The 26,966-nt window shown below is 56.9% G+C and carries 21 protein-coding genes; 16 read left to right on the plus strand and 5 right to left on the minus strand.

The features are described from left to right. Positions 1-176 precede the first annotated feature (176 nt). The gene (gene gyrA / locus B7Y89_RS04040; RefSeq protein WP_292935993.1) at positions 177-2,933 is read left to right on the plus strand and encodes a DNA gyrase subunit A; all 2,757 of its coding nucleotides are present in this window, start codon (positions 177-179) and stop codon (positions 2,931-2,933) included. Next, positions 2,930-3,283: a DUF952 domain-containing protein gene (locus tag B7Y89_RS04045; protein WP_292935994.1), complete on the plus strand. Its 354-nt coding sequence runs from the start codon at positions 2,930-2,932 to the stop codon at positions 3,281-3,283. Before gyrA ends, B7Y89_RS04045 begins: the two co-directional genes overlap by 4 nt. A gap of 70 nt (positions 3,284-3,353) precedes the next feature. On the opposite strand, the gene B7Y89_RS04050 is transcribed toward B7Y89_RS04045, so the two are convergent. Then, the gene (locus tag B7Y89_RS04050) at positions 3,354-4,010 is read right to left on the minus strand and encodes a lysoplasmalogenase (protein WP_292935995.1); all 657 of its coding nucleotides are present in this window, start codon (positions 4,008-4,010) and stop codon (positions 3,354-3,356) included. 68 nt (positions 4,011-4,078) lie between these two features. On the opposite strand from B7Y89_RS04050, the gene trmFO reads away from it, so the two are divergent. Continuing rightward, positions 4,079-5,446 (plus strand): methylenetetrahydrofolate--tRNA-(uracil(54)-C(5))-methyltransferase (FADH(2)-oxidizing) TrmFO, encoded by a 1,368-nt coding sequence (gene trmFO / locus B7Y89_RS04055; RefSeq protein ID WP_292935996.1) that lies wholly within the window; start codon positions 4,079-4,081, stop codon positions 5,444-5,446. A 3-nt stretch (positions 5,447-5,449) separates the two neighbouring features. Here trmFO and B7Y89_RS04060 read toward each other — a convergent pair whose 3' ends face one another. After that, the gene (locus tag B7Y89_RS04060; RefSeq protein ID WP_292935997.1) at positions 5,450-5,917 is read right to left on the minus strand and encodes an EF-hand domain-containing protein; all 468 of its coding nucleotides are present in this window, start codon (positions 5,915-5,917) and stop codon (positions 5,450-5,452) included. Between the two features lie 84 nt (positions 5,918-6,001). Beyond that, positions 6,002-6,589 carry a hypothetical protein gene (locus tag B7Y89_RS04065; RefSeq protein ID WP_292935998.1) on the minus strand — a complete coding sequence of 196 codons (588 nt, stop codon included), beginning with the start codon at positions 6,587-6,589 and terminating at the stop codon, positions 6,002-6,004. 345 nt (positions 6,590-6,934) lie between these two features. On the opposite strand from B7Y89_RS04065, the gene B7Y89_RS04070 reads away from it, so the two are divergent. From B7Y89_RS04070 to B7Y89_RS04080, 3 genes are read left to right on the plus strand one after another with little or no spacing between them, the layout of a single operon-like run. Then, positions 6,935-8,863, plus strand: coding sequence for a Tad domain-containing protein (locus B7Y89_RS04070; protein WP_292936000.1), 1,929 nt, complete (start codon positions 6,935-6,937; stop codon positions 8,861-8,863). Then, the gene (locus tag B7Y89_RS04075; protein ID WP_292936002.1) at positions 8,860-9,456 is read left to right on the plus strand and encodes a TadE/TadG family type IV pilus assembly protein; all 597 of its coding nucleotides are present in this window, start codon (positions 8,860-8,862) and stop codon (positions 9,454-9,456) included. The genes B7Y89_RS04070 and B7Y89_RS04075 overlap by 4 nt, the downstream gene beginning before the upstream one ends. Continuing rightward, a complete protein-coding gene (locus tag B7Y89_RS04080) occupies positions 9,453-10,292 on the plus strand; it encodes a hypothetical protein (RefSeq protein ID WP_292936004.1) in 840 nt (279 codons plus the stop codon). The genes B7Y89_RS04075 and B7Y89_RS04080 overlap by 4 nt, the downstream gene beginning before the upstream one ends. Before the next feature lie 92 nt (positions 10,293-10,384). Here B7Y89_RS04080 and B7Y89_RS04085 read toward each other — a convergent pair whose 3' ends face one another. Together B7Y89_RS04085 and pdhA are read right to left on the minus strand one after the other, a co-directional pair. Next, positions 10,385-11,761, minus strand: a complete 1,377-nt coding sequence (locus B7Y89_RS04085) for a pyruvate dehydrogenase complex E1 component subunit beta (protein ID WP_292936006.1) — start codon at positions 11,759-11,761, stop codon at positions 10,385-10,387. Position 11,762: 1 nt separating this feature from the next. After that, positions 11,763-12,773, minus strand: a complete 1,011-nt coding sequence (pdhA, locus tag B7Y89_RS04090; RefSeq protein WP_292936503.1) for a pyruvate dehydrogenase (acetyl-transferring) E1 component subunit alpha — start codon at positions 12,771-12,773, stop codon at positions 11,763-11,765. A 536-nt stretch (positions 12,774-13,309) separates the two neighbouring features. On the opposite strand from pdhA, the gene B7Y89_RS04095 reads away from it, so the two are divergent. The 10 genes from B7Y89_RS04095 (at position 13,310) to B7Y89_RS04140 (ending at position 26,849) form a co-directional block, all read left to right on the plus strand. Next, a complete protein-coding gene (locus B7Y89_RS04095; protein WP_292936008.1) occupies positions 13,310-15,037 on the plus strand; it encodes a type I secretion system permease/ATPase in 1,728 nt (575 codons plus the stop codon). 1 nt (position 15,038) lies between these two features. Then, positions 15,039-16,373 (plus strand): HlyD family type I secretion periplasmic adaptor subunit, encoded by a 1,335-nt coding sequence (locus B7Y89_RS04100; protein WP_292936009.1) that lies wholly within the window; start codon positions 15,039-15,041, stop codon positions 16,371-16,373. Between the two features lies 1 nt (position 16,374). Beyond that, a complete protein-coding gene (locus B7Y89_RS04105) occupies positions 16,375-17,886 on the plus strand; it encodes a TolC family protein (protein ID WP_292936011.1) in 1,512 nt (503 codons plus the stop codon). Between the two features lie 246 nt (positions 17,887-18,132). After that, positions 18,133-18,828, plus strand: coding sequence for a response regulator transcription factor (locus B7Y89_RS04110; RefSeq protein WP_292936013.1), 696 nt, complete (start codon positions 18,133-18,135; stop codon positions 18,826-18,828). Further along, on the plus strand, positions 18,825-19,835 hold the full coding sequence (locus B7Y89_RS04115; RefSeq protein ID WP_292936015.1) for a HAMP domain-containing sensor histidine kinase: 1,011 nt from the start codon (positions 18,825-18,827) through the stop codon (positions 19,833-19,835). The genes B7Y89_RS04110 and B7Y89_RS04115 overlap by 4 nt, the downstream gene beginning before the upstream one ends. A gap of 57 nt (positions 19,836-19,892) precedes the next feature. Next, the gene (locus tag B7Y89_RS04120; protein WP_292936017.1) at positions 19,893-20,999 is read left to right on the plus strand and encodes an efflux RND transporter periplasmic adaptor subunit; all 1,107 of its coding nucleotides are present in this window, start codon (positions 19,893-19,895) and stop codon (positions 20,997-20,999) included. Between the two features lie 5 nt (positions 21,000-21,004). After that, complete coding sequence (locus B7Y89_RS04125) at positions 21,005-24,103, plus strand: CusA/CzcA family heavy metal efflux RND transporter (RefSeq protein ID WP_292936019.1); 3,099 nt, start codon at positions 21,005-21,007, stop codon at positions 24,101-24,103. 4 nt (positions 24,104-24,107) lie between these two features. Continuing rightward, positions 24,108-24,395, plus strand: a complete 288-nt coding sequence (locus tag B7Y89_RS04130; RefSeq protein ID WP_292936021.1) for a DUF3240 family protein — start codon at positions 24,108-24,110, stop codon at positions 24,393-24,395. Further along, a complete protein-coding gene (locus B7Y89_RS04135) occupies positions 24,392-25,630 on the plus strand; it encodes a TolC family protein (protein ID WP_292936023.1) in 1,239 nt (412 codons plus the stop codon). Before B7Y89_RS04130 ends, B7Y89_RS04135 begins: the two co-directional genes overlap by 4 nt. 70 nt (positions 25,631-25,700) lie before the next feature. Continuing rightward, positions 25,701-26,849: a cupin domain-containing protein gene (locus B7Y89_RS04140; protein WP_292936025.1), complete on the plus strand. Its 1,149-nt coding sequence runs from the start codon at positions 25,701-25,703 to the stop codon at positions 26,847-26,849. Positions 26,850-26,966 lie beyond the last annotated feature (117 nt).

The following is a 26,966-nucleotide window of genomic DNA, read 5'->3' on the forward strand; positions in this document are numbered from 1 at the left end:
CTTTTCTCTTTGAACGACAATTGAATGACACCTCGTCCCAATATTCATGCAATCCGTCGCAGATGTGGAAAACCGCCATCAAAACCGGGGCATCAGGCCTGTGTTGCTGGTCATCCCCGGTCAATTGGCCTAGAGCCTTGACGCATCCCTGAAACAAAAACGAAAAAGCCACCATAGTGAGCGACGATACCACCATCATCGACCCCCCGATCCCAGCGCCGGAAGGCGAATTCCAGCGGATTGACATCGTCGATGAAATGAAAACCAGCTACCTTGATTACGCGATGAGCGTAATCGTCAGCCGCGCGCTGCCCGATGTGCGCGATGGTTTAAAGCCAGTTCACCGTCGCATCTTGTGGACCGGCCACGAAAACGGCTTCGTCTCGACCAAAGCCTATCGCAAGTCGGCGCGTATCGTTGGCGATACGATGGGCAAATATCACCCGCATGGCGATAGCGCGATCTACGATGCCTTGGCGCGTATGACGCAAGACTGGTCGATGCGGCTGCCGCTGCTCGATGGTCAGGGCAACTTCGGTTCGATGGACCCCGATCCTCCGGCATCAATGCGTTACACCGAAGTGCGTCTGGCCAAAGTGGCAGATTCGCTGCTCGCCGATATTGAAAAAGACACGGTTGATTTCACGCCCAACTATGACGGGTCGGAACATGAACCGCAGGTTCTGCCCGCGCGCTTCCCCAACCTGCTGGTCAACGGCGCTGGCGGTATCGCGGTTGGCATGGCCACCAACATTCCGCCGCATAACCTTGGCGAAGTGATCGATGGTTGTCTGGCCTACATGGACAACCCGCTGATCACGATTGACGAGCTGATCCAGATCATTCCGGCACCGGATTTTCCCACCGCGCCGTTGATTCTTGGCCTTTCTGGTGCGCGCAAGGCATACCACGAAGGCCGTGGCTCGATCATCATGCGCGCGCGCCACAAGGTTGAGGAAACCCGTGGTGATCGCCGGGCTATCGTGCTCACTTCGATCCCGTATCAGGTTGGCAAGTCCGGCCTGGTTGAAAAGCTGGCCGAGGCCGCCAAGGACAAGCGGATCGAAGGCGTTTCGGACATCCGCGACGAATCGAGCCGTGAAGGTGTGCGCGTCGTCATCGAACTGAAGCGCGATGCCACACCCGAAGTCGTGCTCAACCAGATCTGGCGCAACACCCCTGCCCAATCCAGCTTCCCCGCCAACATGCTGGCAATCCGGGGCGGCCGTCCCGAGGTTCTGAACCTCAAGGACATCATCGAAACCTTCGTCCGCTTCCGCGAAGAGGTCATCACGCGCCGCACCAAGTTTGAACTGAACAAGGCGCGGGACCGCGCCCATATCCTGCTCGGCCTCGTCATCGCGGTGACGAACCTTGATGAAGTGGTGCGGATCATCCGTGGGTCGCCCAACCCCGCTGCTGCACGCGAAACGCTGATTGCGCGCGAATGGCCGATGGGTGAAATTGCCCCGTACATCAAATTGGTTGAAGCCATCGAAGACATCGGCGTCGCTGATGCAGCGACATATCGCCTGTCCGAAACGCAAGTCCGCGCTATTCTGGAACTGCGCCTGCACCGCCTGACGGCCCTGGGCCGTGACGATATTGGTGGTGAGCTGGAAGGCTTGGCGGTTGCCATCACCGAATTCCTCTCGATTCTGGCAGACCGGGTGAAGCTCTACGGCGTGATGCGCGAAGAATTCCTCGAGGTCCGCCAAGCCTATGCCACGCCGCGCATGTCTGAAATCATGCCTGCCGCTGATGGCATCGAAGATGAAGACCTGATCGAGCGTGAGGACATGGTCGTCACGATCACGCTTGACGGCTACATCAAACGCACGCCGCTCTCCACCTTCCGTGCGCAGAACCGTGGCGGTAAAGGCCGTTCGGGCATGGCGACGAAAGAAGAAGATGCCGTCGCCACGATGTTCGTTACCAGCACCCATACACCGGTGCTGTTCTTCTCGACGGCGGGCAAGGTCTATCGCCTGAAAGTCTGGCGCTTGCCTGAAGGCGGGCCGACCACGCGCGGACGCCCGGTCGTAAACTTGCTCCCTGCGCTCGATAAGGACGAGACTATCGCAACCGTGTTGCCCCTGCCCGAGGATGAGGCGGAATGGGGCAAGCTTTCGGTCGTATTCGCCACGGCCAAGGGCAACGTCCGCCGCAATTCCATGGATGCATTCGCTAACATCCCGTCCAACGGCAAGTTCGCGATGAAGTTTGATGCTGACGAGGATGGCTCACCCAATGTGGACCGCCTGATCGGCGTCGCCTTGCTCGAAGCCAGTGATGACGTCCTGCTTGCCACCCGCGCAGGCAAGGCTATCCGCTTTGCTGGCGATGAAGTGCGCGAGTTTACAAGCCGCACCTCGACCGGCGTACGCGGCATGACGTTGAAAGGCGATGACGAAGTTATCTCGCTATCAATTCTCCACCGCGTCGGCGCCACACCTGAAGAACGTGAGGAATACTTACGTTTCGCCCCGTGGAAGGGCGAGAAGGAAGGCGAGATGGCTGATCAGGAACGCTATGCCGTTATGGCCGAGCGTGAGCAGTTCATCCTCACCGTCTGCGCCAATGGCTATGGCAAGCTTTCCTCAGCGTTTGAATATCGCCGCACCGGTCGCGGTGGCCAAGGCATTACCAATATTGATAACATTGCCCGCAACGGGCCGGTGGTCGCCAGCTTCCCGGCAGTTCAGGCTGACCAGTTGATGCTCGTGACCGATCAGGCCAAGCTGATCCGCCTGCCCTTGGCGTCGTTGCGCGTGATTGGTCGTGGCTCGGCGGGCGTCCGCTTGTTCAGCGTGGCTGATAAGGAGCATGTCGTCAGTGCCGTCCGGCTTGCGGAAGACACCGAAGTTGTCGAAGACGTTGAAACTGAAGTTGATGGCGGTGAAGCTGACGTGGGTGAGAGCGCTTCGGAATGAGCGATCTGCCCACGGTCGCCTACAAAGTGTTGACTGGCCCGCAAATGATTGAACTGGAACATGCTGGTTCCTTCAAAGGTGCGCCGGTCGATCTGGCCGATGGCTACATCCACTTGTCGACCCTCGACCAGTTGACCGAGACGGTGGACAAGCATTTTGCAGGACAAACTGACCTGCATGTTGTGGCGGTTGATCTTGAGGGGCTGGGCGCGGCAGTGAAGTGGGAGCCATCGCGCGGCGGGCAACTGTTTCCGCATATCTATGCCGACCTGACATTAAATGTTGTGACCGCTTATGGGCCGCTGGACCGCGACGCACAGGGCCAGGTTTGCATTCCTGTGGCTGGCTAACCGGCCAAGCGCCTGACATGAAATGTCGCAATCCCGGCCTTCGTGCGAATGACAAACGGTATAAATGTCCTTAGTCGTTTTTAAACTCACCCCGCGCACGCAGTGTGGCGATCACGCCAGTGCAGATCAGAAACTGCCCAAAATAATACAGCGGCCAGATCAACATATCCGGCAAGCTGCTTCCCGCCAGCGGCCCCATGCGCGCAAATATGAGCAGGTCCGACACCACAAACATCATAGCGCCTACGCCAACGCGATAGCGCGGGAAGTGGCTCAACCATGCCGCAGCGGCCATTCCGGCAAGGCTGAAGGCATAAAGAGTGACCTCTGCCGCTTGCAACAATTGCCACGAAATAACTGGTACACCAATCGATGTTGCCACAGCAGCCGCTTTCTGGCTCCCCGTGGGATGCGTCCTACGGTGCCGCAAATACAGCGCAATCGCAACCAGATGCCCGAGGAAAAACGCCACCGCCCCAGCAGTGAAGAACATCTCGATCAGCATATCGCCAACTGCGCCCAGCGCCATGACCAGCGCCAGCCAATGGGCATTGCGTGAAGGGTGATGCGCCCATGCATAGGCCGCCAGCAGAGCCACACCGGCGCCTTTCCACATGATCAGCCACAGGCCCGGCACATGGCCTTTGGCCGCCAGCCAATAACTGACCCCCGCGACAAGGCTTGCCACCAGCCACGGACGTCTTTCGATCAGTGCGCGTTTCGGCACATGGCCCCTTCCCATCTGTTCCGATGACGGTCTTGCCCCAGCGCTGCAGCAATGCCAAGGGCAGAGCTATGACGCATCAGGTACATATCATCGGCGGCGGAATGGCCGGAAGCGAAGCGGCTTGGCAACTGGCGCGGCGCGGCATCCGCGTGCGCCTTTCGGAAATGCGGGGCGGCGGCGATACTACAGCAGCACACCATAGCGACGGTTTGGCTGAACTGGTCTGTTCAAACTCGTTCCGTTCGGACGATCATGAAAAGAACGCAGTTGGCCTGCTTCATCAGGAAATGCGCAATTGCGATAGCTTGCTGATGGCTGCAGCAGAGCAAGCGCGCGTTCCGGCAGGTTCTGCATTGGCAGTTGATCGTGATGTGTTTTCCAACGCGGTTGAAGAAGCACTCGCTGCGCAACCAACGCTGCAAATCGTGCGGGAGCGCGTGGATGTTCTGCCGTCCGATGGCCTCACCATTGTCGCCACCGGCCCGTTAACGGCCCCTGCACTGGCCTACAGCATCGGCGCCGCCACTGGTGCGGACAGCCTCGCCTTCTTTGATGCCATCGCTCCCATCGTTTATCGCGATTCTATCGATATGGACGTGGCGTGGATGGCTTCGCGCTGGGACAAGGGTGCCGAGGCATCGCATGCCTTGGGCGGTGACGGGCGCGATTACATCAATTGCCCGATGACCAAGGACCAGTACCACGCCTTCCGCGAAGAATTGCTGGCGGGCGAGAAGACTGAGTTCAAGGAATGGGAAGCCAACACGCCCTACTTCGATGGCTGTATGCCAGTCGAGGTGATGGCCGCGCGTGGCGTTGAAACACTGCGGTTTGGCCCGATGAAGCCAGTAGGCCTCGACAATCCCCATACCGCAACGGCAGAGCATCCGAACGGGCGCTGGCCCTATGCAGTTGTCCAACTGCGGCAGGATAACAAGCTTGGTACGCTATGGAATATGGTGGGCTTCCAGACCAAGCTGAAGCATGCCGAACAGGTGCGCGTTTTCCGCACCATACCCGGCCTTGAAAATGCCGAGTTCGCCCGCCTTGGCGGCTTGCACCGCAACACTTTCCTGAATTCGCCCACGCTGCTTGATCGGCAGTTGCGGCTCAATTCTGCGCCACACATCCGCTTTGCCGGGCAGATCACCGGCTGCGAAGGCTATGTTGAGAGCGCGTCTGTCGGTATGTTGGCAGGATTGATGGTTGCAGCGCAGATCGCAGCGCGGGATTGGACCCCACCGCCGCCGACGACCGCTTTGGGAGCACTTCTTTCGCACATCACGGGGGATGCGGAAGCGGAAACCTATCAACCGATGAACATCAACTTCGGTCTGTTCCCGCCCCTGCACGATGTGAAAAAGAAGTCGCGAAAAGAAGCCTATACCGAACGCGGCAAGGCTGACATGGCTGACTGGATTAAGACGCTGTCCTGAAATCTATTTGCAAGAACACTTCGGTTTCGGCTTCGGTTTGGGGCGCGTCGCTGCGAATTCTTCGCGGCTTAACCACAAGTCTGCGTTGCCATCAGCAAACTTGAATTTATCCACCGTGGTATGTGCCCACTCTTCAAACGTCAGCAGATTGTTGCCGTCCTTGTCGAGTTTGCGAAAGTCCTTGGCCCGCGCCGCCAACATTTCGTTCCGGGTAATCCGGCTATCGCGATCCTTGTCGAGCATATTGAAGCGTTTGGTTTCGCGCCCGACCTCGGTGGCCTCAGGCGGGGCGACACCGACAAGACCATCGACATCAGCCGAAGGCAAATCATCCGGTTCTGCATCTGGTGCTTCTTCGATGGCCAAAACCGGCGCATCACCGAATGTCGTCTCTGCCCGACCTTGCCACCAAAACACGCCCGCAGCCACCAGCATCAGCGTTGCCAGTCCCCCCAGCAATCCCCGCAGCATGTCCATCGCTCCTATATTGAGCCACGAACCTAGCGCGTCAGGTAAACTTGCGGCACCGAGAGATCGTACCGCTTTGGCAGGATTTTAGTGGCCGAACAGGCCTATCCTGAGAAGTGCGGCGAAGTTTGCGACGGGCCTTGCGCTATCCCCCTGTGCTGATCGCACAGCATGCGCACGCAGAATGGAGAGAGGCCGCATTTTGCGCGACAGTCGTTTCGGGGCTTGGGCTACCGTCGCTGGATTGAGCAGTTGTTCAGCGGTTACCTGCACTGCTGCCATATCCTTCTCACCCACAAGACTGCCGAGCGCCACGTAAGCGGCAATCTGTGCGCTTTCCAAAGCGGTTCCTCCATCCTCGCCAACAACTTTGGCCTCCCACCCATCGACGAGGCCGATCAGTGCGCCTGCTTCGGCCTGCCAGATAGCCATGCGGGCCAATAATGGTTCCCCCTTTGGCCAATGATCAACAGGTTCTGCCAAGCGATCCCGCCACCATGACAAGCGCAGTTGGATCATCAGCGGTTCACGGCCAGGCCGCGCCGCGTCTTTCAGCCGATGTTGTAGCAAAAACAACGCTTCCCAAGCCTGCCGCGCTTGATGATCGGCGTAAACCAGTGCGAATCGTTCAATTGCGTCCAAAGTTTCTTTGGGCACAAAAGGTTCGTTAGACATTGATGAGTGACCTTGGGCGAGACGGGAAAATCAAACGTGCAGTTTGATCCGGTTGGCAGGTAATGGAAAAGACAGGCTTGTAAATTCTTTATATTACGAGGTTTTCCTCTTTTACATGATGCGCGCTGTTTACCCGCAATATGTTTGGAAACAAGATTTAAGCAACTGAACTCAAAACAAAAAGGAGTTGATCAGCAAATCAGGCCATAGGCGATGCGTTGCTGCGGCAATTTTGAAGTATTAAGACAGAATGGCCCGAATATGTTGGCCTCTCCAGCAATCTTAAGCCTATATTAACCACGAACCTTACCCAATATATTACGCGTTTGCCGTTAGTGCAGTCCAATGCACAATACTCTCCACCCCCGGCTCGTCACCAAGCGTAAGGCACCTGCGATACTGCAGAAGGTGCAACGCACGTTCAAATCGCTCGCCCGCGATACTAGCGGCAATGCCTTGATGATCATGGCATTTGCAGTCGTGCCGCTGTTTGCGCTTGTGGGATCGAGTATGGACATGGGTCGTGCCTATATCGTTCAGTCGCGGTTGCAACAGGCATGCGACTCAGGAACGTTGGCTGCGCGTAAAGAACTGGGCGCCATCGCGAACTTCAACGTCAACAGCCACGGGGCCGCGATTACGACGAAGGCCAACCGGTTCTTCAACGTGAACTTCCCTGACAATATGTACAGCGCAAAGAACCGCAACTTTCAGATTTCGATCGAGGACGATATGTCGATCAAAGGTCTGGCGTCGGTGGTTGTGCCCACAGATGTGATGAAGATGTTCGGCAAGAGCGACATCACGCTGAGCGTGCAATGCCGTGCGGAATTGAGCATTCCAAACACTGACATCATGATGGCCCTGGACGTGACCGGGTCGATGCTCGACACCAATCCGGGTGACTCATCGAACCGATTGACCATCCTGAAAACAGTTGTGAAAGATTTTTACAACACGATGGAAACCACCCGGCAGACCGAAAGCCGCTTGCGTTATGGTTTTGTGCCCTATTCCACTAACGTGAACGTAAGCAGCCTGTTGAAGAGCCAATGGGTTGCCAATTCATGGGTTTACCCATCCCGGGTGCTGGGTTCTGTAGAAAATGTTCCTTGGAACCACACATACTATATTGACTTCGTGAATGTTTCCGGTGGTAATTCTTCGACGACGTCAACCTACACAGCGACGAAGGGAGCCAACGAAGGACAGTATTATTGCCCAACTCCCGCTAACACCATGACTGAATCGTGGCAGGAATTGTCGTCGACCACCGAAGTGGTGAAAAACCCGGACGGCACAAAAACCACCAGAAAGTACCGCCGCACACGTAACGGTAATTACTATTGGGCCAATCTCAACGGCACAACGTGTACGATGACCACACAAACATTGACTGATTTTATTGACACGTTCACCCAGATCACTGAACCACGTGTGTCACCGGTCAATGTGTGGGTTTACAAAGACATCACACACAATGCCAGCAATTGGCGCAATGATTCCAATGGCTGCATTGAAGAACGGGCAACTTACGAGATCAGCGACTACAACAATGTCGATCTTGATCGTGCGATGGATCTCGACATCGATCGCGTACCTGCACCCAATGATCAGACCACACAGTGGAAGGCAATGTACCCTGCCTTGATCTACGAACGTTCCAAATATTGGGATGGTTCAGGGCCATTCACGCCCGGTGAAGTCACGACCACGCAGGATTTTCTCGCACCCCATTACAGCGGACATGCAGCTTGCCCGAAAGTGGCCAAAAAACTTCAAGTCTGGACCAAGGCTGATTACAACTCCTACGTCGACGGGCTAACCGCTGGCGGCAATACCTATCACGACATCGGGATGATTTGGGCTGCGCGCCTGCTCTCGCCGACCGGAATTTTTGCGTCTGAAAATGCCGACGTCTCGGATGCACGACGCACAAGCCGGCACTTGATCTTCCTGACCGACGGCCAAACGGAACCACGCGACATCAGCTATAGCTCCTATGGTGTCGAACCGCTGTCCAAGCGTCGCTGGAGTGAAAGTTCACCGCTGACATTGACACAAACGGTCGAAAAGCGGTTCTCGTTCGTATGCGCAGAAGCGAAGAAGAAGCGGATTACAGTTTGGTTCGTGGCTTTTGGCACCAACTTGAACCCGATCATGACGCAATGCGCCGGGCCTGGCCGAAGCTTTAGCGCTTCCAATGCGGGCGAATTGCAGAACGCTTTCCTTACCATCGCAAAATCCATCGGCGCATTGAGGCTCTCGGAATGAAGCAGTTCCATCTCCTGAGGCAGTTGAGGCAGCAAAACGAAGGCGCGGCAGCCGTCGAATTTGCCCTGATAGCGCCGATGCTGATCATGGTGATCATGGGCATGTTTGATGTTGGCTACACGCTTTACGCCAACGTGACCCTGCAAGGGGCGGTGCAGCAGGCCGCGCGCAAGGCGACAGTTGAAAGCGGTCAATCAACGTGGAGCTTGATGGACAACGCCGTGCGCCGACAAGTCGGGCTGGTCGTTCCCAATGCGAACGTCACGTTTAACCGTAAAGCCTATTCCAACTTTTCAAACGTCGGCATGCCCGAAGACTTTACCGACGTGAACGGCAATGGCCAGTGCAACGCTGGGGAACCGTTCGAAGATGCAAACGGTAACGGGATTTGGGACCAGGATCGCGGGGCAAATGGCATGGGCGGTGCTCGAGATGCAGTGCTTTACACCGTTACAGTTACCTATCGCCGCCCCTTCCCGATGGCCACGCTAATTGGACTGCCAAGGGACGTTACATCTGTCGCCAAGACAGTTCTGCGCAATCAGCCTTATGATTCCCAAAGAAGTCTCGCAATTCCAGGAACATGTGCATGAACAAGCAGTTTTCCAAAGTTGCTCGCAGATTACACCAGTTACGCGGAAGTGTTTCAGGCACTGCCGCGATGGAATTTGCGTTAGGTCTTCCGATGTTGTTGGGCATCGGACTTTGGGGTGGCGAACTCGGCAATCTTGCAATGGTCAACATGCAGGTAAGCCAGCTTGCGATGCAGATTGCCGATAACGGGTCACGCATCGGCGACACGTCCATGCTTGAAGATCTCAAAATCTATGAAAGCGATATCAACGACATACTGGAGGGTGCCAATATCCAGGCCAGCAGTTTGGATGTCATGCGGCATGGGCGGATCACAATAAGCAGCTTGCAAGTCGTTCCGGGAACGACTGACAGGCAATACATATTATGGCAGCGCTGTAAGGGCGGAAAAAATGTCCCGTCGCGTTATGGTCCTGCCGGCACGGGCGCAACAACGACGCTCAATGGAATGGGACCAGCAGGTGCAGAAATCACCGCGAGCCAAGGCGATGCTGTGATCTTCGTGGAAATTGAGTACAATTATCAGCCACTTATATCTGCAAAGTTTGCACCGACAAAGGCGATCCGCGCCGTGGCAGCGTTCAATGTGCGCGATGACCGCGACATTACGCAAATTTATCAGCGCGATCCCAGCGACCCTGATCCGATTGCGTCGTGCAATGTTGTGGCAGCGCCAGATGCAGCACCCGCGCCAGACGCAACGCCATCAGCTGTGCCCAGTGCGACACCGTCTTCGACACCGACCGCAACCCCGACAGCCGGGCCGACAGACAGGAATACAGGTCGTCCGACATCGACACCTCCGCGTCGTACACCGCGAAACGATGACGATTAGTGTTCGACTGTTGTCACATCAGTTCGGACTAAAAAACAGGGCGCGCATATCAATGCGCGCCCCATTTCTAACTTGGCTTAGGCAGTCGCAAATCAGCGATAGCAGACTTTCCGAACAGCGTCAGCGACGCGCTTGGCATCAATCAAAGCGGCCTTTTCAAGGTTTGCGGCATAAGGCAGTGGTACGTCTTCGTTGCATACGCGCAAGACTGGAGCGTCCAGGTGATCAAAGCCTTCTTCCATGCAAATGGCCATGATTTCAGACGCGATTGAGCACACCGGAAAACCTTCTTCTGCCACAACCAGACGATTGGTCTTGGCAAGCGAGGCCAGCACCGTTTCCTTGTCGAGCGGACGCAATGTGCGCAGATCGATCACTTCGGCGTCAATGCCTTCATCAGCCAACGTAGCAGCAGCCTCAAGTGCCAGGCCCACGCCGATGGAATAGGACACGATGGTGACGTCCTTTCCTTCGCGGACGATACGGGCCTTGCCGATTGGCAGAATAAAATCATCCATCTGCGGCACATCGAACGTACGGCCATAGACCAGTTCATTCTCAAGGAATACGACCGGGTCTTCGCTGCGGATCGCTGCTTTCAGCAAACCCTTGGCGTCAGCTGCATCGAACGGCGCAATCACAATTAACCCGGGTACGTTGGCATACCACGGGCCATAGTTCTGCGAATGCTGCGCACCCACGCGGCTTGCAGCACCATTGGGACCACGGAAAACGATGGGGCAACGCATCTGGCCGCCAGACATGTAATTGGTCTTGGCTGCCGAATTGATGATGTGGTCAATTGCCTGCATGGCAAAGTTGAACGTCATGAATTCAATGATCGGCCGCAAACCGCCCATCGCTGCGCCGGTGCCGATCCCGGCAAAGCCATATTCCGTGATCGGGGTGTCAATGACGCGGCGCGGGCCAAACTCTTCGAGCAGGCCTTGCGTCACCTTATAGGCGCCTTGATATTCAGCGACTTCTTCACCCATGACAAAGATGCGGTCATCGGCGCGCATTTCTTCGGCCATGGCATCGCGCAAAGCCTCACGCACCGTAGTGCCGACCATTGCCGTGCCCGCAGGCACTTCGGGATCGGCAGCAGAGGCAGGAACCGATGCGACTTGCGCCTTGGGTGGTGCAGGAGTGCTGGATTCCAAAGCCTTTGCTTCAACCACAGGAACGGCGACGGGAGCCATCGCGGGCGCAGGCGATGCGGCTTCATCGTCCCCCTGCAACGTGGCGATTATAGTGCCGACTTTCACGCCTTCTGTGCCTTCGGCAATCAGGATGTCTGAAATGACACCTTCGTCAACCGCTTCAAATTCCATCGTCGCCTTGTCGGTTTCAATCTCGGCAAGGATGTCGCCGGATTTGACCGTATCACCGGCCTTGACCAGCCACTTGGCCAGCGTGCCCTCTTCCATCGTAGGCGAGAGGGCGGGCATTTTCAGTTCAATCGCCATCTCAATACTTCCCCACCAGCACGTCGGTATAAAGCTCGGCCATATCGGGCTCGGGCGATGTCTCGGCGAAATCTGCTGCCTGCGCGACAGTCTGGCGAATGCGCTTGTCGATGTCCTTGATCTTTTCTTCGGTCACGCCACGCTTGAGCAATTCAGCCTTGGCGGCTTCAATCGGATCGTGATTGTCGCGCATGTCCTGCACTTCTTCACGGCTACGATACTTGGCCGGATCGGACATCGAGTGTCCGCGATAACGATATGTCTTCAGTTCCATCAGAACCGGACCATTGCCACCGCGCACATATTCCAGCGCGACTTCGGCCGCCTGCCGCACTTCCAACACGTCCATGCCGTTCACGTCCATGCCCGGAATGCGGAATGCTGTGCCACGACGGTAAAAGTGCGTTTCTGCCGAACCGCGTTTTACCGCAGTGCCCATCGCATAGCCGTTGTTTTCAACCACGAAGATGATCGGCAATTTCCACAGCGCAGCCATGTTGAAGGTCTCATAGACCTGGCCCTGATTGGCTGCACCATCGCCGAAATAGGCCATGCAAACACCACCATCGCCGCGATATTTGTGCCCGAAGGCCAGCCCTGCCCCAAGCGACACTTGCGCGCCGACAATGCCATGACCGCCAAAGAACTTATGTTCGGTGCTGAACATATGCATCGAGCCGCCCTTGCCGCGCGATATGCCAGCGCCACGCCCCGTCAGTTCGGCCATGATAACCTTGGGATCAATGCCATAAGCCAGCATGTGCCCATGATCGCGATAACCGGTAATCACACTGTCATGGCCTTCTTGCAGCGCAGACTGCAAACCCACCGCGACAGCTTCCTGGCCGATATACAAATGACAGAAGCCGCCAATAAGGCCGAGACCATACAATTGCCCGGCCTTTTCCTCAAACCGGCGAATCAGCACCATCTGTTCGTAGAACTTCAACAGTTCCTCATCAGATGCGTCATAGCGGGTATGATTGGCGTGCGCTTGCTGTAGGCTGCGCAATGCGAAATCCGCCTCTTCAGCAACAGAAGACGCAATCACAGGCTGATCGTCTGGTTTCCCAGCGGTCCGTGCAGTCCTTGAGTTCGCTCTTGCTACGGGTTTGGCGGCGGGTTTAGTGGCTCTGGGCCTGGCGGGCTTTGCCAAGTCTGGTTTTCCTCTTCTGGCACCTCAGGTTCCGCGAAATCCGGAACTTGCAGACGTGCTATAGCCTAGCGGAATATGTTCGCAACGCTGTTCAACAGCTACGAACCTTTTGCGGATACCTATGCAAATTCCATGAACCGAACAGGTTCGTCGTTCGCAAACGCAACACACAAAATCAACACTGGTTAACCAGGATCGATTCCTACGAAATCAGACGGTTTGATGGTACAAATCCAAATGACGGTAAACGTCTACGATGCCTTGGCAACAAACCGAATTCTGGTTTAGCTGCAAAAGAGTGAAGCGCGCGAATCGTATAGAAGCTCGCATGTTTGCCGTAATGGCTCTAGGTCACGCGAAACAGGGGATTTCTAGTGTTTTTGACCCGGTCCATGCGCAGCGGAGTACTGTGGGAAGCTGCGACAGACTACAAACGCGTTTTCATTGCGGTCTTTGCGGCAAGCGCAGTTCTAAACGTACTGCTTCTTGGCGGCTCGTTTTACATGATGCTCATTTATGATTCAGTCTTGCCAAGCCGGTCCATACCGACGTTGTTTGGCCTGCTGATCCTGTTGGGCTGTGTCTACTTGTTCCAAGGATATTTCGAGACCTTGCGCGCTGGTATGTTGGCAGATGTGGCAAACGCCCTTGACCGGCGCTTGTCGCGCCGCGTCCAAGACGCCATTTCACAATTGCGGCTGCATGGGAACCGATCGCTAGGTGACGGGCTGATCCCCATGCGGGATCTTGAACAAGTCCGTGCGTTTCTGTCAGGAGGGGTCGCCACCCTGATCGATTTGCCATGGATCGTGTTCTTCATTGCGGTCTTGTTCGCCCTCCATTTTTGGCTGGGTATGACTACGCTAGTTGGCGCAGCAGTGATCTTCTCGCTAACGATTCTTACCAACCGCACGATGAGCCAACCTTCATCGCAAGTCGCGCAATTGGCAGCACGTCGCAACGGTGCCGCCGAAGCCAATCTGCGCCACGTCGAACTTCTTGCAGCGCTGGGCATGCGTGAGCGGATGCAAGAGCGGTTTGAAGCGATTAACCGGCGCTACACAGCTACGCAAAACGCGCTTAACCGAACAGCAACTGCATTCACCGGATTAAGCAAGATCCTGAGGCTTGCGCTTCAATCTATCATTCTCACCGTGGGGGCGCTGCTGGTTATAGATGACCGCGCAAGTGGTGGGGTGATCTTTGCCGCTTCCATCCTGTCTGGCCGGGCGCTGGCTCCGGTCGATCAGGCTATTGGCAACTGGAAAAACATGATCGCCGCGCGCAATGGCTGGCAGCGACTGACCGAGTTGCTTGATAAGGTGAAGCCGCTCGCCGAAGTTGCCACAACGCTGCCTCCACCTGTTGGGCGTTTGGAAGTAGAGGCGCTGTTCGTCGGCGCTCCCGGATCACAAGTGCCCATCGTGAACGGCGTGCGTTTTGCCCTCAGCGCTGGCGATGCATGCGGTGTGATCGGCCCAAGCGGTGCGGGCAAGTCAACGCTCGGCAAAGCGCTGGTTGGCATTTGGCCAGCCTTGCGCGGCCATGTGCGGCTTGATGGCGGCGCGCTTGACCAATGGAGCGAAAGCGTTCGGGGACGTTTCCTTGGGTACTTGCCGCAAACCGTTGAATTGCTCGAAGGCACTGTTGCCGAAAACATTTCGCGCTTTGACCCTGATCGAGGCAGCGATCCACAAGCCGTTTCGTCAGCGGTCATCGCAGCAGCCCGTTCCGCGGGCGTACACGATCTCATAACGCGGTTGCCACAGGGTTACGATACGCCTGTAGGCCCAGGTGGCGACACCCTCCCCGGCGGACAACGCCAGCGTATCGGTTTAGCCAGAGCGCTGTATGGCGATCCGTTCTTGGTGGTGCTTGATGAACCGAATTCGAACCTTGACGTTGAAGGTGATGAAGCATTGGAACATGCGGTCATGGCCATTCGCGCACGCGGCGGGATCGCTATAATCATCTCTCACCGCCCTGGCATTGTCGAACGAACAAGCCATGCGATGATCATGCGCGATGGACAGATCGCCGCCTTTGGCCCAACATCCGAAGTCCTCGCAAAGTTGATGCCGGCAAAGCCCGTTCTTGCCTCGCAGAATAAGGGTGTTTGAAGTGCAAGACAGCGCATTTTCCACCCCAGAAGCCCATTCCAACCCCTCGTACGATCCAGAGGCCGATGTCGAACGCAAACTGCGTTCGGTATCGATAGCGTTTGCGGTGCTGCTGGCCATTTTCATTCTGGCAGGTATTCTATTGCCGATCGGCGGCGCGGTAATTGCTGGCGGGCAAGTTGGCGTTGAATCCCATGTCAAACGCATTGCCCATCCAAACGGGGGTGTGATTGCCGAAATCCTTGTCCGCAATGGGCAATCTGTCCAGAAAGGCGAAGTGCTGCTGCGCTTTGACGATCGCGTAACCGACGCAGATGCGCAGTTCTCAAGCCTTAGCGTTGATCAAATGCTTGCACAGCGGGCACGGCTTGAAGCCGAACGCTTGGGGGCATCGTCCATCAAATTCCCGGCCCAACTGGTGCGCAGCAATCCCAATTCTGCCAAGGTTATGGCGGACGAGGAAAAGCTTTTCCGCATCCGCCAATCTGAACAAGCAGGCATGGAAGCGCAACTTAGCGCCCGTATTGCGCAATACAGCCAGCAAATTGTCGCGCAACGCGCGCAAATCCGTTCACTCGAAAAGCAATCGGTGCTGATTGAACCTGAACGCAAAGGTGTGCGTGAATTGTGGGATCAGGATCTTGTCACAATCAGCCGCCTCAATCAGCTTGAGCGAACCGCCGCTGACATTGAGGGCAATATTGGCGCGATGCATGCTGAAATCGCACAGGCGCAGGCCCGCATCTCAGAAGCGCGCCAGCAGATCATTCAACTGGGCGAAACCCGCCGTTCGGAGGCGGGTGAGCAACTTGCCCAGCTCAACGCAGTGCTGAACCAACAACAAGTGCGCAGCGTTTCTGCCGGTGATGCACAAGACCGCAGTTCGGTGCGCGCGCCATACGATGGCGTAGTCGATAAGCTCGCTTTCAACACGATCGGCGGCGTCGTGCGTCCCGCTGAAGTTATCATGGAAATCGTGCCCGATAGCGACACTTTGCTTGTCGAAGCAGCCGTCGCACCCAATGACATTGACCGCGTCCGCGCCGGCCAAACCGCACGAATCCGCTTCACAGCATTCAGCAATACCGCCACGCCAGAAATTATTGGCAAAGTCGTTTTCGTCGCAGCCGACAGTACGACCGATCCAGAGGCTAAAACCAGCTTTTACCCTGCGCGCATTGCGATTGATCAGGCCGGCCTAAAGCAGAACCCGGAACTTGCTCTGAAACCGGGGATGCCTGCTGAAGTGTTTATCGAAACAGGCAACCGAATGATGATTTCTTACCTCACCAAACCGCTGCGTGACCAATTCGCCCGGGCTTTCCGGGATGATTGAAATGCGCTTGCTTTTGATTGGCCTGTGTTCCGCGCTAATTATCGCGCCCGTTGCTGATGCGCAGGACGTAAGCCCCACTCGTGAGGCGACAGCACCGACCCCGGTTACCCGCTTGGAAGAGGCATTGGTACTTGCCTACGAAAGCAATCCCAACCTGCTCGGCCAGCGCGGCATCTTGCGCTCAACCGATGCGCTTTATCCCGGTGCGCGCTCTGCTTATGGACCACAAGTCAGCCTTGAAGGGCGGCATCAATTTGCATGGGACCGGACGCAGTTGCAAACCGGGAATTATGCCGGCATTGACGGGTTTGCCTCAACTGCCGCGCTCGTCTTCTCGCAGCCGTTGTTCAGCTTTGGCCGCCGTTACGCCTCCGAACAGTCGGCGCTTGCGCAGATTGATCTAGGCCGAAATCAACTGCGTTTGACCGAAGCGCAAACGATGCTCACAGTGATTCGCGACTACCTCTTCCTCGTTCGAGACCGCGACGTCGCTAACATTACGGCCGAAAACCTTGCGCTGCTGGATCGGCAATTGTCCGCAAGCGCAGCCCGGTTCCGCGTTCGCGAGATCACTTCAACCGATCTGCAACAAGTTGAAACCCGGGTCGCCATCGCCCGCACGCAAGTGCTGAACGCGCAGGGTAGTGTCGGGGTGAGCCAATCGCGGTTCTTGCAAAGTGTGGGTGCGCTCCCGGGCACCTTGGCGTCACCCCCACCACTTGATCCAGGTGTGGCAACTCTGGATGATGCTTATGCCATTGCAGAAAATGAAAGCCCCCTGATCCTTGCAGCCCGTGCCCGCGAAAAATCCTCGCGCGCGGAACTTGCCGCTGCCCGCGCAGATCAATATCCGAATGTCACCATGCAAAGCAGTGGGGCTTACGGCACTGTAACGCCCTACTCCAATACCCGCCGCACGACTGAATTGCGCTCGGCTATTGTCGTTGGCATCCCCTTAATCGATGGTGGCAACCGCCGCGCGCGCATTGAAGGCGCAGAACAAGCCAATGACGCGGACTGGCGGCTGCTCGACGCCGCGCTGCGTGATACGCGTCAGGCCGTTGCTGAAACCTGGAACAATTGGCACGCCGCTGAACAATCCGTCCAATACTTCCGCACCGCGATTGAAGCCGCACGTAAAGCCTATGACGGTGCCGTTATCCAGGAAAAGGCCGGCGCTCGCACAACGCTTGATGTCCTCGACTTGGCGCGGGACTTGCTGAATGTCCGTACAAGCCATGCGAGTGCGATGGCCAATGAATATGTGGCGCGGGCATCATTGATAGCTGCGATGGGCCGCCTCGAAGCGCCACTCCTTTTGCCAGATGTGCGGCGCTATGATCCGGACACCAATTTTCGTAACCAGCGCTGGCGCGGTGATGTGCCCCTGGTTACCTCGATCCTCTCCGGCCTCGATTCCATTCCGGTGCGCGATCTGGAAACAGACCGCACCTACCGCGATCCCGCTGCAAATTTGCGCAGTAACAATGTCGTCTCTGTCCCCGTGCCCTGATCACGCTTTACCAGTCACGCTTCCGATTATTCCGGTAAACGACAGGCACAAATTTGCCATCGGTTGCGCGCAGGGTACTATCCTGATGTCGTGCAACGTCAGGCTCATGTCAGGTTCCCCGGTTAGACAAGGTCATATGCCCATTGGCTTGAATGATCAGCAAACCCTTGCTGCGCGCTCTACGACTTAGCGTTTTTTCAGCTTAGAGTTTTGACAGTGGATAGTAATCTGCAACAAGATGAATCCATGCGCATTCTAATTGTCGAGGACAGCGACAGGCTGGCAGGCCTGATTGCTGACGTGCTCAAACGCGATGGCTATGCTTGTGATGTTGCTGCAACGCTGGCCGATGCCGAAAATGCGCTGGCTGTGGCAGAATTCGATGCCGTATTGCTGGACCTTGGCCTGCCCGATGGTGATGGTGTTGATTGGCTCAGAGTGCAGCGCCGCGCAGGCTTTGACAGCCCCGTTTTGATGCTCACAGCACGCGGTGCGCTGGATGACAGGATAATCGGTCTGGATGCCGGGGCAGATGATTATTTGGTGAAGCCTGCAGCCATGGATGAAATCTCTGCCCGCCTCCGGGCGTTATTGCGCCGCCCCGGCCGCCGAATGAATCCCGTGTTGCAAGTCAGCGGGATCAGGTTTGACACCACTTCGCGACAAGCAACATTCAACAACGCACCACTTGAATTGACCCGGCGCGAGGCAAACTTTCTTGAATTGCTGATGCGCGGCGCCGGTAGCGTAGTGCTGCGTCAGAAAATCGAAACCGCGCTTTACGATTTTGACGACGAGATCTCGCCCAATGCAATTGATGCCATTGCGTCCCGCTTGCGGCGCAGGTTGAAGGCCCATGGTGCCGGTGATTGCATTCACACATTGCGCGGTTTGGGCTACCTTTTGGAAGACAGCGCGCGATTTCCGGGATCGCCATCGTGAAGCGGCGCCCTTCGATCAACCGGCGCTTATCGCTCGGCTTGTCGGTCACTGCGGTCATCGGAACGAGCTTGCTGCTGACTGCAGTCTTTGCGGAATATCGTCTGGGCATAAGCGACCTTACCGGCACTGACGCTTTTCGATTTGCCTGGTCTGAAGTGGCCGATCACGTGGGCATGCCCGTGTTGATCCTGATCCTTCCGGCAATTCTGACTGTGCGTATTATCATTCAACGGTCGTATCGCTTGCTCGAACAGTCCGCCAGGATCATCTCGGAAACACCTGCCACGCGCGGCCTGCAAATAGATGATCGGGCGATGCCCGTGGAAGTCCTACCCTTTGTGAGCGCCATCAACGATTTGCTGAAACGTTTGGACCACGCGGCAAAGGAGCACGAAAATTTTGCCGCCGATGTAGCGCACCAAATCCGCACACCGCTTGCGATCATGGCGCTTACCCTGGATCATGGGAACGATCCCGACATCGCCATCTTGCGCGCCGAAGTTGCCAGCATGTCGCGATTGGTTGATCAACTGCTGCTGCTTACACAAGTCAATGCCCAGGCCGCTGCGCCTGTGCCAATGCAGGTTCACCCGCTCAATGATCTGGTGATTGATGCAACATCGCGTTTTGCCCCATTGGCTGTAGCGGCATCGCGCAAAGTCGCCTTTGAAGAATGTGCTGCTGACGTGGCTGTCGCTTGTCACAAAGAGGCCGTAGCGTCTGCGCTGCGAAACTTGCTCGATAATGCATTGCGGGTCACCCCTGAAGGCGGCACTGTGGTTGTCGGCTGTGGCCCGGGCGCACGGGTCTTTGTGCGCGATGAAGGCCCCGGCCTTCCGGCTGCAGAATTGGACAAGATTGTCAGACGCGAAATCCGCACGGATAGCACGCAGGGTAAAGGTGCCGGGTTGGGTTTGGCCATCGTTACCCGGATCATGGCCGCGCATGGCGGGCAGTTGCAAACACACCCGGACAAGCGTGAACTGGTTATGGTTTTTCCCGCCTGACACCTTTTCCACTTTGACGTCAGGTTGCTGTCAGGCTCACCACCCAAGCCGCACAACATGGGCAGAAACACCGTACTTTTAAGCAGCGTTGCGCTGTTGGCTATAACGTTTGGCGGATGGTGGGTGGTGTCGCCCGCCACCCCTTCACCCGATAACCAAGCAGCAGAGAAATCAGCCGCCAACCCGGATTTTCTGGCAGTGGCCGATGACAAGGTTCGCCTGTTGGGGATCACGCTCGCAGCGGCAACCCCGGCTTCGGAAGTGGCTTTGGCGCAATTGCCTGCCACAATTTCTCCCCCGCCAAATGCACGGGTTGCAGTGGCAGCGACTTTGCCCGGCACTGTCCAGCGCACTTTCGTCAACGAAGGTGACATGGTTCGGGCAGGCCAGCCACTTGCCGTCGTGATAAGCCGCGATATCCTCACGATTGGTGCAGACTTATCCCGCGCAAACGCACGGCTCGGCGTGTCGCAGGCATCTGCTGCGCGACTGTCAAAGCTTAGCCGTGAAGGGATCATTGCAGCTGCCCGCGCCGATGAGGCCCAAGCCATTGCTGCCGAAGCCCGCGTCGATGTTGCGGAAAAGTCCCGGATCCTGCGCATGGTTGGTGGCAGCGGCAGCACTGGAACCTACACTTTGACCGCGCCAATTTCAGGCCGCGTTACACACGCAGATCTTGTCGCCGGAAACCCGGTAGATGGCATGAACGCTCCTTTCGTTATTGACGCTGAAGGCAAGTATGAGGTGATCGCCCAAGTACCCGAAAACCTTGTCGGCAAATTGCAGCCCGGCATGACCGTCCGGCTCGGCGACATTTCAGGCAAAGTAACGTCCATCGGATCGACGATTGATCCTGCGAGCCGGTCTGCCACCCTGAAAGCAAGTTTGCCTGCTGGTCCCGGCGTACTCGCTGGGCGCAATGCCACTGTGACGGTTTTCGGCCCAGCCCCCGCAAAGGCCGTCGTCGTCCCTTCATCTGCACTCGCTTCAATCGACGGGCGTGATGTCGTGTTCGTTGTGGCCAAGGGAGGATATGACCGCAGGTTCGTCAAGGCAGCGACCGCCAACGGGAAAAGCGTTGTCATCTTCGAAGGCTTAGGTGCAGGTGAACGCGTTGTCGCTTCGGGCACCAGTGCGCTCAAAGCGCTGATTTTGGCGCAGTAAGCGCGATGCTTCAACAAATTGTAGCCCATTCCCTATCCCGGCGGATGCTGGTGATTGCCCTTTCGCTGGTTGTGGCAGCTTTGGGCGCCTGGGCTTTCATCCGGCTTCCGGTGGATGCCTATCCCAACATTGCCCAAACGCAGGTCAAAATCATCCTGAAAGCGCCCGGCATGACCCCGGAGGAGGTCGAAAGCCGGGTAATCACGCCCATAGAGACCGAGTTACTTGGTATCCCGAACCAGGCAATCCTGCGCTCTACTGCCAAGTACGCCATCGCCGATATCACGGTTGATTTTGTTGATGGGACTGACATTTATTGGGCACGCCAACAGGTGGCAGAGCGTTTATCGGGTGTCTTGGCGGATATGCCCGGCGCGGTTTCGGGCGGCCTCGCGCCAATTTCCACCCCGCTTTCCGACATTTACATGTTTACCATCGAAGGCCCGCTCTCGCTTCAGCAGAAGCGCGAATTGCTCGATTGGACAATCCGCCCTGCCTTGCGTACGGTTCCCGGCGTTGCAGACGTGAACGCGCTTGGCGGCTTTGTCCGCACATTCGAAGTGCGCCCCGATCCGGTTGCGCTCGCTGCCGCACGGTTGACCGTCACTGATTTGCGTACCGCGATTGAAAGCGGCAATCGCAACGATGGTGCAGGCAGGCTGACCAGCGGAGAGGAATCGCTCATCGTGCGATCCGTCGGCGCGATGCAATCCGTTCAGGACCTTGCAGGGCTGGTCGTAGCAAGCCGCGAGGGACGCATCACGCGCGTATCCGATGTGGCCAGCGTTAGCGCAGGCAGCCTTACCCGCTATGGCGCTGTGACCCGCAACGGCCAGGGCGAAGCCGTGCAAGGCCTTGTCATCGCCTTACGTGGGGCTGATGCCCGCACGGTGGTTGATGGCATTCGGACGCGTCTTGCCGAGGTTGAAAGCGGGCTTCCTTCAGGAACGACCGTCGACGTCTTCTATGACCGGTCAGACCTTATTTCGCGCGCGGTCGGTACGGTTGAAAAGGCTTTGCTCGAAGCGACAGTGCTTGTCGTCATCTTGCTCATCGTGTTTCTGGGTGATTGGCGCGCAGCCGCCATTGTTGCGGCAACCCTGCCCATGTCCGCTTTGATCACATTCCTGTTCATGCAAGCGTTCGGTCTATCGGCAAACCTGATGAGTCTTGGCGGTTTGGCTATTGCCATCGGAATGCTGGTTGATGGCGCGGTCGTGGTTGTCGAAAATATTGTTGAACGCCTTGCTGCGCGCAAAGATGATCACACACCCGGCCTCAACCTAGTGTACCGGGCCACCACCGATGTGGTTGTCCCTGTCTCGGCCGGTATTGCCATTATTGCGCTCGTCTTTCTCCCGCTCCTGGCGCTTGAAGGATTGGAAGGCAAACTGTTTGCCCCCGTTGCATTGACGATTGTCTTTGCACTGGCAGGATCGTTGATCGTCGCGATCACGCTGGTACCTGTTATGTCCTCTCTCGGCCTGCGGACGGGACATCATCAAGAACCTGCGCTGATGCGCTGGTTGGCGCCGCGCTATCACCAGTTGCTGACAACCGCCTTTGCCCGCAAGAAACTGGTCTACGGACTTTCCGGGTTTGGTTTGTTGCTGGCAGGCCTCGCTTACGCAGGTGTCGGCAAAACCTTCATGCCGACGATGGATGAAGGATCGGTCATTGTTCAGTTGACCAAGCTTCCGTCGATCAACCTTGCAAAATCAGTCGAAGGCGACCTTGCCGTGCAGCGTGCGCTGTTAAGCGTGCCCGAAGTCGCCGACGTTATTGCCCGCGTCGGCTCTGACGAATTGGGCCTTGATCCGATGGGTCTCAACGAAACCGACAGCTTCGTGCGGCTCAAGCCCCAATCCGAGTGGCGCGGCGACAAAGACTTTATCATTGAGGAACTGCGCAAAGCCACTGATGGCCTGCCCGGCATCGAAACAAGCTTCACACAACCCATCGAAATGCGCGTCTCCGAAATGCTCACGGGTTCGCGCGGCGATCTTGCGGTCAAGATTTTCGGTCCCGACAAGGCGGTCTTGTCAGATCTCGCCGGCAAAGTACAAAAGTCCATAGAGGGCGTACGCGGTGCCACCGAAGTTCTTACAGTCGCCAATGATAGCGTCGATTACCTGCAACTCGACATCGATCACACCAATGCAGGTCGCTTTGGCATGCCTGTTGATCAATTGCAGGACGCCCTGCGCGCGCAAGTTGAAGGTATGGCTGCAGGCAATGTCCTGGAGGGCCAGCGCCGTATACCGATCATGATCCGGGGTGATGAAAGCCTGCGCAGTGATCCCGCGCGCTTTGCAGATCTGCAACTGCTCACCCCCCGCGGAACGCTTGCACGGGTCAGCGATATGGCCAAGATTGAAAAGACCAGCGGGCCGGTGAAGCTCGACCACGAAAACGGCTCGCGCTTCGCGCTGGTTCAGGCGTTCGTTTCGGGCCGCGATCTTGTCAGCTTTGTTGATGAATCGAAGGCGGCGGTCACAAGAAATGTAGTCCTGCCTGCAGGATACCGTATTGTCTGGGGCGGTCAGTTTGAAAACCAGCAACGTGCCTCGGCCCGGCTGATGACAGTAATCCCCTTTGCTTTGGGACTGATCCTGCTTGTCTTGCTGGCTACATTACGCTCAATGCGCGCTTCCCTGCTGATCTTGGGCAATATTCCATTCGCAATGGTTGGCGGCCTCATTTCGTTGTGGGCCTCGGGTGAATATCTTTCGGTTCCTGCCTCTGTCGGCTTCATCGCCTTGCTCGGGATCGCAGTCCTGAATGGCCTGGTCCTGGTGTCCTGCTTCCGGCAATTGCGATACGAAGGCATGACGATGGCACAGGCCGTGCGCATTGGCGCTGAACGCCGGTTACGCCCTGTGTTGATGACGGCCAGCATCACCGCATTCGGCCTTGTCCCGCTGCTTTTCGCAACTGGTCCCGGATCAGAAATTCAGCGTCCCCTAGCCATCGTTGTGATCGGCGGACTGATTACATCAACCCTGCTGACGCTCGTCCTGCTGCCAATCCTGTTCGAACGCTTCGGCGAAAGCGCAGATGAACGCGACGACCCTCGCGAGAGCGGAAGTGCCGCCAGTGCCTGATCTGATGCTCTCCCTCCACTGCGCCACGGCCGATGCAGATGTCATCACCAATGCCCTTCGCACGATTACGGACGCGCCCATCCATTTGCATGATGAAGCCGTGCTTGGCCGGGATTTCAGCGATGCGGCACTTGGTGAAAAAGTTACCGGGCAATTGCGCCGCACCTGCATTGAACTGCTGGTCGAGGATACCATGATTGACGACTTGATCGAAGCTGCGCGCACATGCCGCCGTCGTTTGCCCGTGCGCTGGCACGCTGTCCCTATATCGGCGCAAGGACGCTTGGCATGAACCGCTTGGCCCTCAGCGCCATTGTCGCCGTACTTTTGGCCAATCCGGCAGTCGCCGCGCCCAGCTTGCCGGATGAGCCGATGGTGGTGGCAGCCCTGGACAATCATCCATCTGTGACTGGCGCAGCGCAACGCGTAGAGGCCGCACGCGCCGCAGCCCAGATGCTTTCGCGCGGATCGCAGGAGTTCACGCTGTCTGGCAGCTATATGTCGCGCGATATCACCAATGAGCGACGCTATAACGAATTTGATGCCAGCCTGACCCGGCCAATCCGCATGCCGGGAAAAGCAGGGCTGGATCGAAAATCAGGCCAGTTGGGCGTCGAAGTCGCCCAAAATCGGATGGAAGACGCGCGCCACCAAACGGCGCTTGTCTTGGCAGGAATGTGGATTGATTGGCTGACTGCCGGAGAATTGCAGCGCAGCGATCTTGCCACCGTGGACCTTCTTGAACAGGAGGTTCGCGCTCTGACACGTCGCCACGAATTACGCGATGCGTCCCGGCTGGAGATCGATCAAACGCAGGCAGCGCTGGATCAAGCGCGTGGCCAAGCGACACGGACCACGGCCGATTTGGAACGTGCCCGCGCGATGCTGGCCGCCAATTTCCCCGATTTGCCGCTGACTCAAGCCCCCCCTGCCCTCGGAACACCCGAATTGCCGAATGACGGGTTGGAAAAGCTGCGCGATCTTGTCATTTCGCGCAGTCACGAGATCCTTGCATCCCAACGCGAAGCTGAACGCGTTTCAACACTGGCAGAACGCGCACATCGCGATCGTATCGCCGACCCATCCGTTGGCGTGCGTGTTTTCAGAGAGCGTGGCGGCCTTGAACGGGGCGCAGGCTTGACCTTTTCAATGCCGTTGGGCGGCGGCTATCGTAAAGCCGCTGCTGAACAAGCCTCGTCCGAAGCAAGCGCTGCCCAATTGGAATTGGTCAGCGTGCGCCGAATGGTTGAAGCGACGGCGCAGTCCGATCTGCTTGATGCCCGCAACAGGCTGGCTTCGTGGGAGAGATTTGAGGCTGGTTCTCGCACTGCCACAACTGCCGCTACGCGCGTCAGCACAGGCTACAGGCTTGGTGCAATCGACTTGTCCGATTTGCTGCTGGCGCGCCGGCAAGAGCATGATGCAAGGCGGATGGAAGTGACGGCACGGGCGGATTCGATCCGCTCCTTACTCAAGCTGCAAATCGATGCGCACGTCATCTGGATGGGTAGTGAAATTGAAAATTGATACCCACTTGCCCGGCATTGCGGGATGCGCCACTTTGACAGGCGTGACACTCCGGCGCATGTAGCGCGCCATGCAATTTACCGGTTTCGATCTCGATCACTTTGTGGCCCATTACTGGCAAAAGCAGCCACTGCTTATCCGCAATCCTTGGGGTGATTGGCAAAACCCGCTTGAGCCTGATGAATTGGCCGGGCTTGCTTGCGAAGATGACGTCGAATCGCGCCTTGTCATCGGTAATGATGGCAACCGGACCATGGAGAATGGCCCGTTTGCCGAAGATCGGTTCGCTGGCCTCGGCACTGGCCCCTGGACGTTGCTAGTCCAAGCTGTGGACCATCACGTGCCCGATGTCGCCGAACTGATTGCACCGTTCCGATTTGTACCCAACTGGCGCATCGATGACGTGATGGTCAGTTACGCGACTGATGGCGGCGGTGTCGGATCACATTACGATAATTATGATGTCTTTCTCGTCCAGGGCCTTGGCCAGCGGCGGTGGCGCGTAGGCCCCAAGTGCGATTCCCGGACACCCTTGTTGCCGCATGACGACCTGCGCCTTGTTGCCGAATTTGAGGCAACTGATGAGTGGGTGCTAAATCCCGGCGATATCCTGTATGTGCCGCCCTGCTACGCGCATGATGGCGTGGCCGTGGGCGATGATTGCATGACATATTCAATCGGGTTTCGCGCACCTTCGCGAAGTGAATTGATTGAAGGATGGGCTGAGCATCTGGCCGAGCAATTCTCCGACGAAGAGCGATATACCGACCCCGATCTTGCCTTGCAGGCCCAGCCCGGCGAAATATCGGAAGCCGCCATCGCTCGGCTGCATGACATTGTTATGGAAGCCATCTCTGATCGCGCCGGATTTGCGCGCTGGTTTGGCCAGCACAACAGCACGCCAAAGTACGACCGCGATTGGCGGCCCGAAACGCTGCTCGATGAAAAGGCGTTGCTTACATCCGTGGCGCAAGGCCTACCGCTTATTCGCAACCCGGCATCACGATTTTCTTTCATCCGCGTCGGCCCGCAAGAAAATGCTTTGTTCGTGGACGGTCAAAGTTTCAAATGTGAGGGCGAAAGTGCCGTGTTGGCTGAAAGCATCTGCGCGACCCCTGTCATTTTGCTTGGTCACACTGACGTCCAATGCGCCGACGTAGCATCGCTGCTTATTGCGCTGGTCAATCAGGGAAGTTTAGCGTTCGACGACGATGGCTAGACGCTTGGCCTTCAGAAGTGCTGCGTCCTTTCAGTAGTTTACCGACATATTCCAATGCCCGCATTTCAACTTGCTTAACCTAATCAGGCTTAAGGTGCCAAAGGACGTGGGCAACTG

The organism is Novosphingobium sp. 32-60-15, assembly GCF_002280675.1.
GTDB lineage: Bacteria > Pseudomonadota > Alphaproteobacteria > Sphingomonadales > Sphingomonadaceae > Novosphingobium.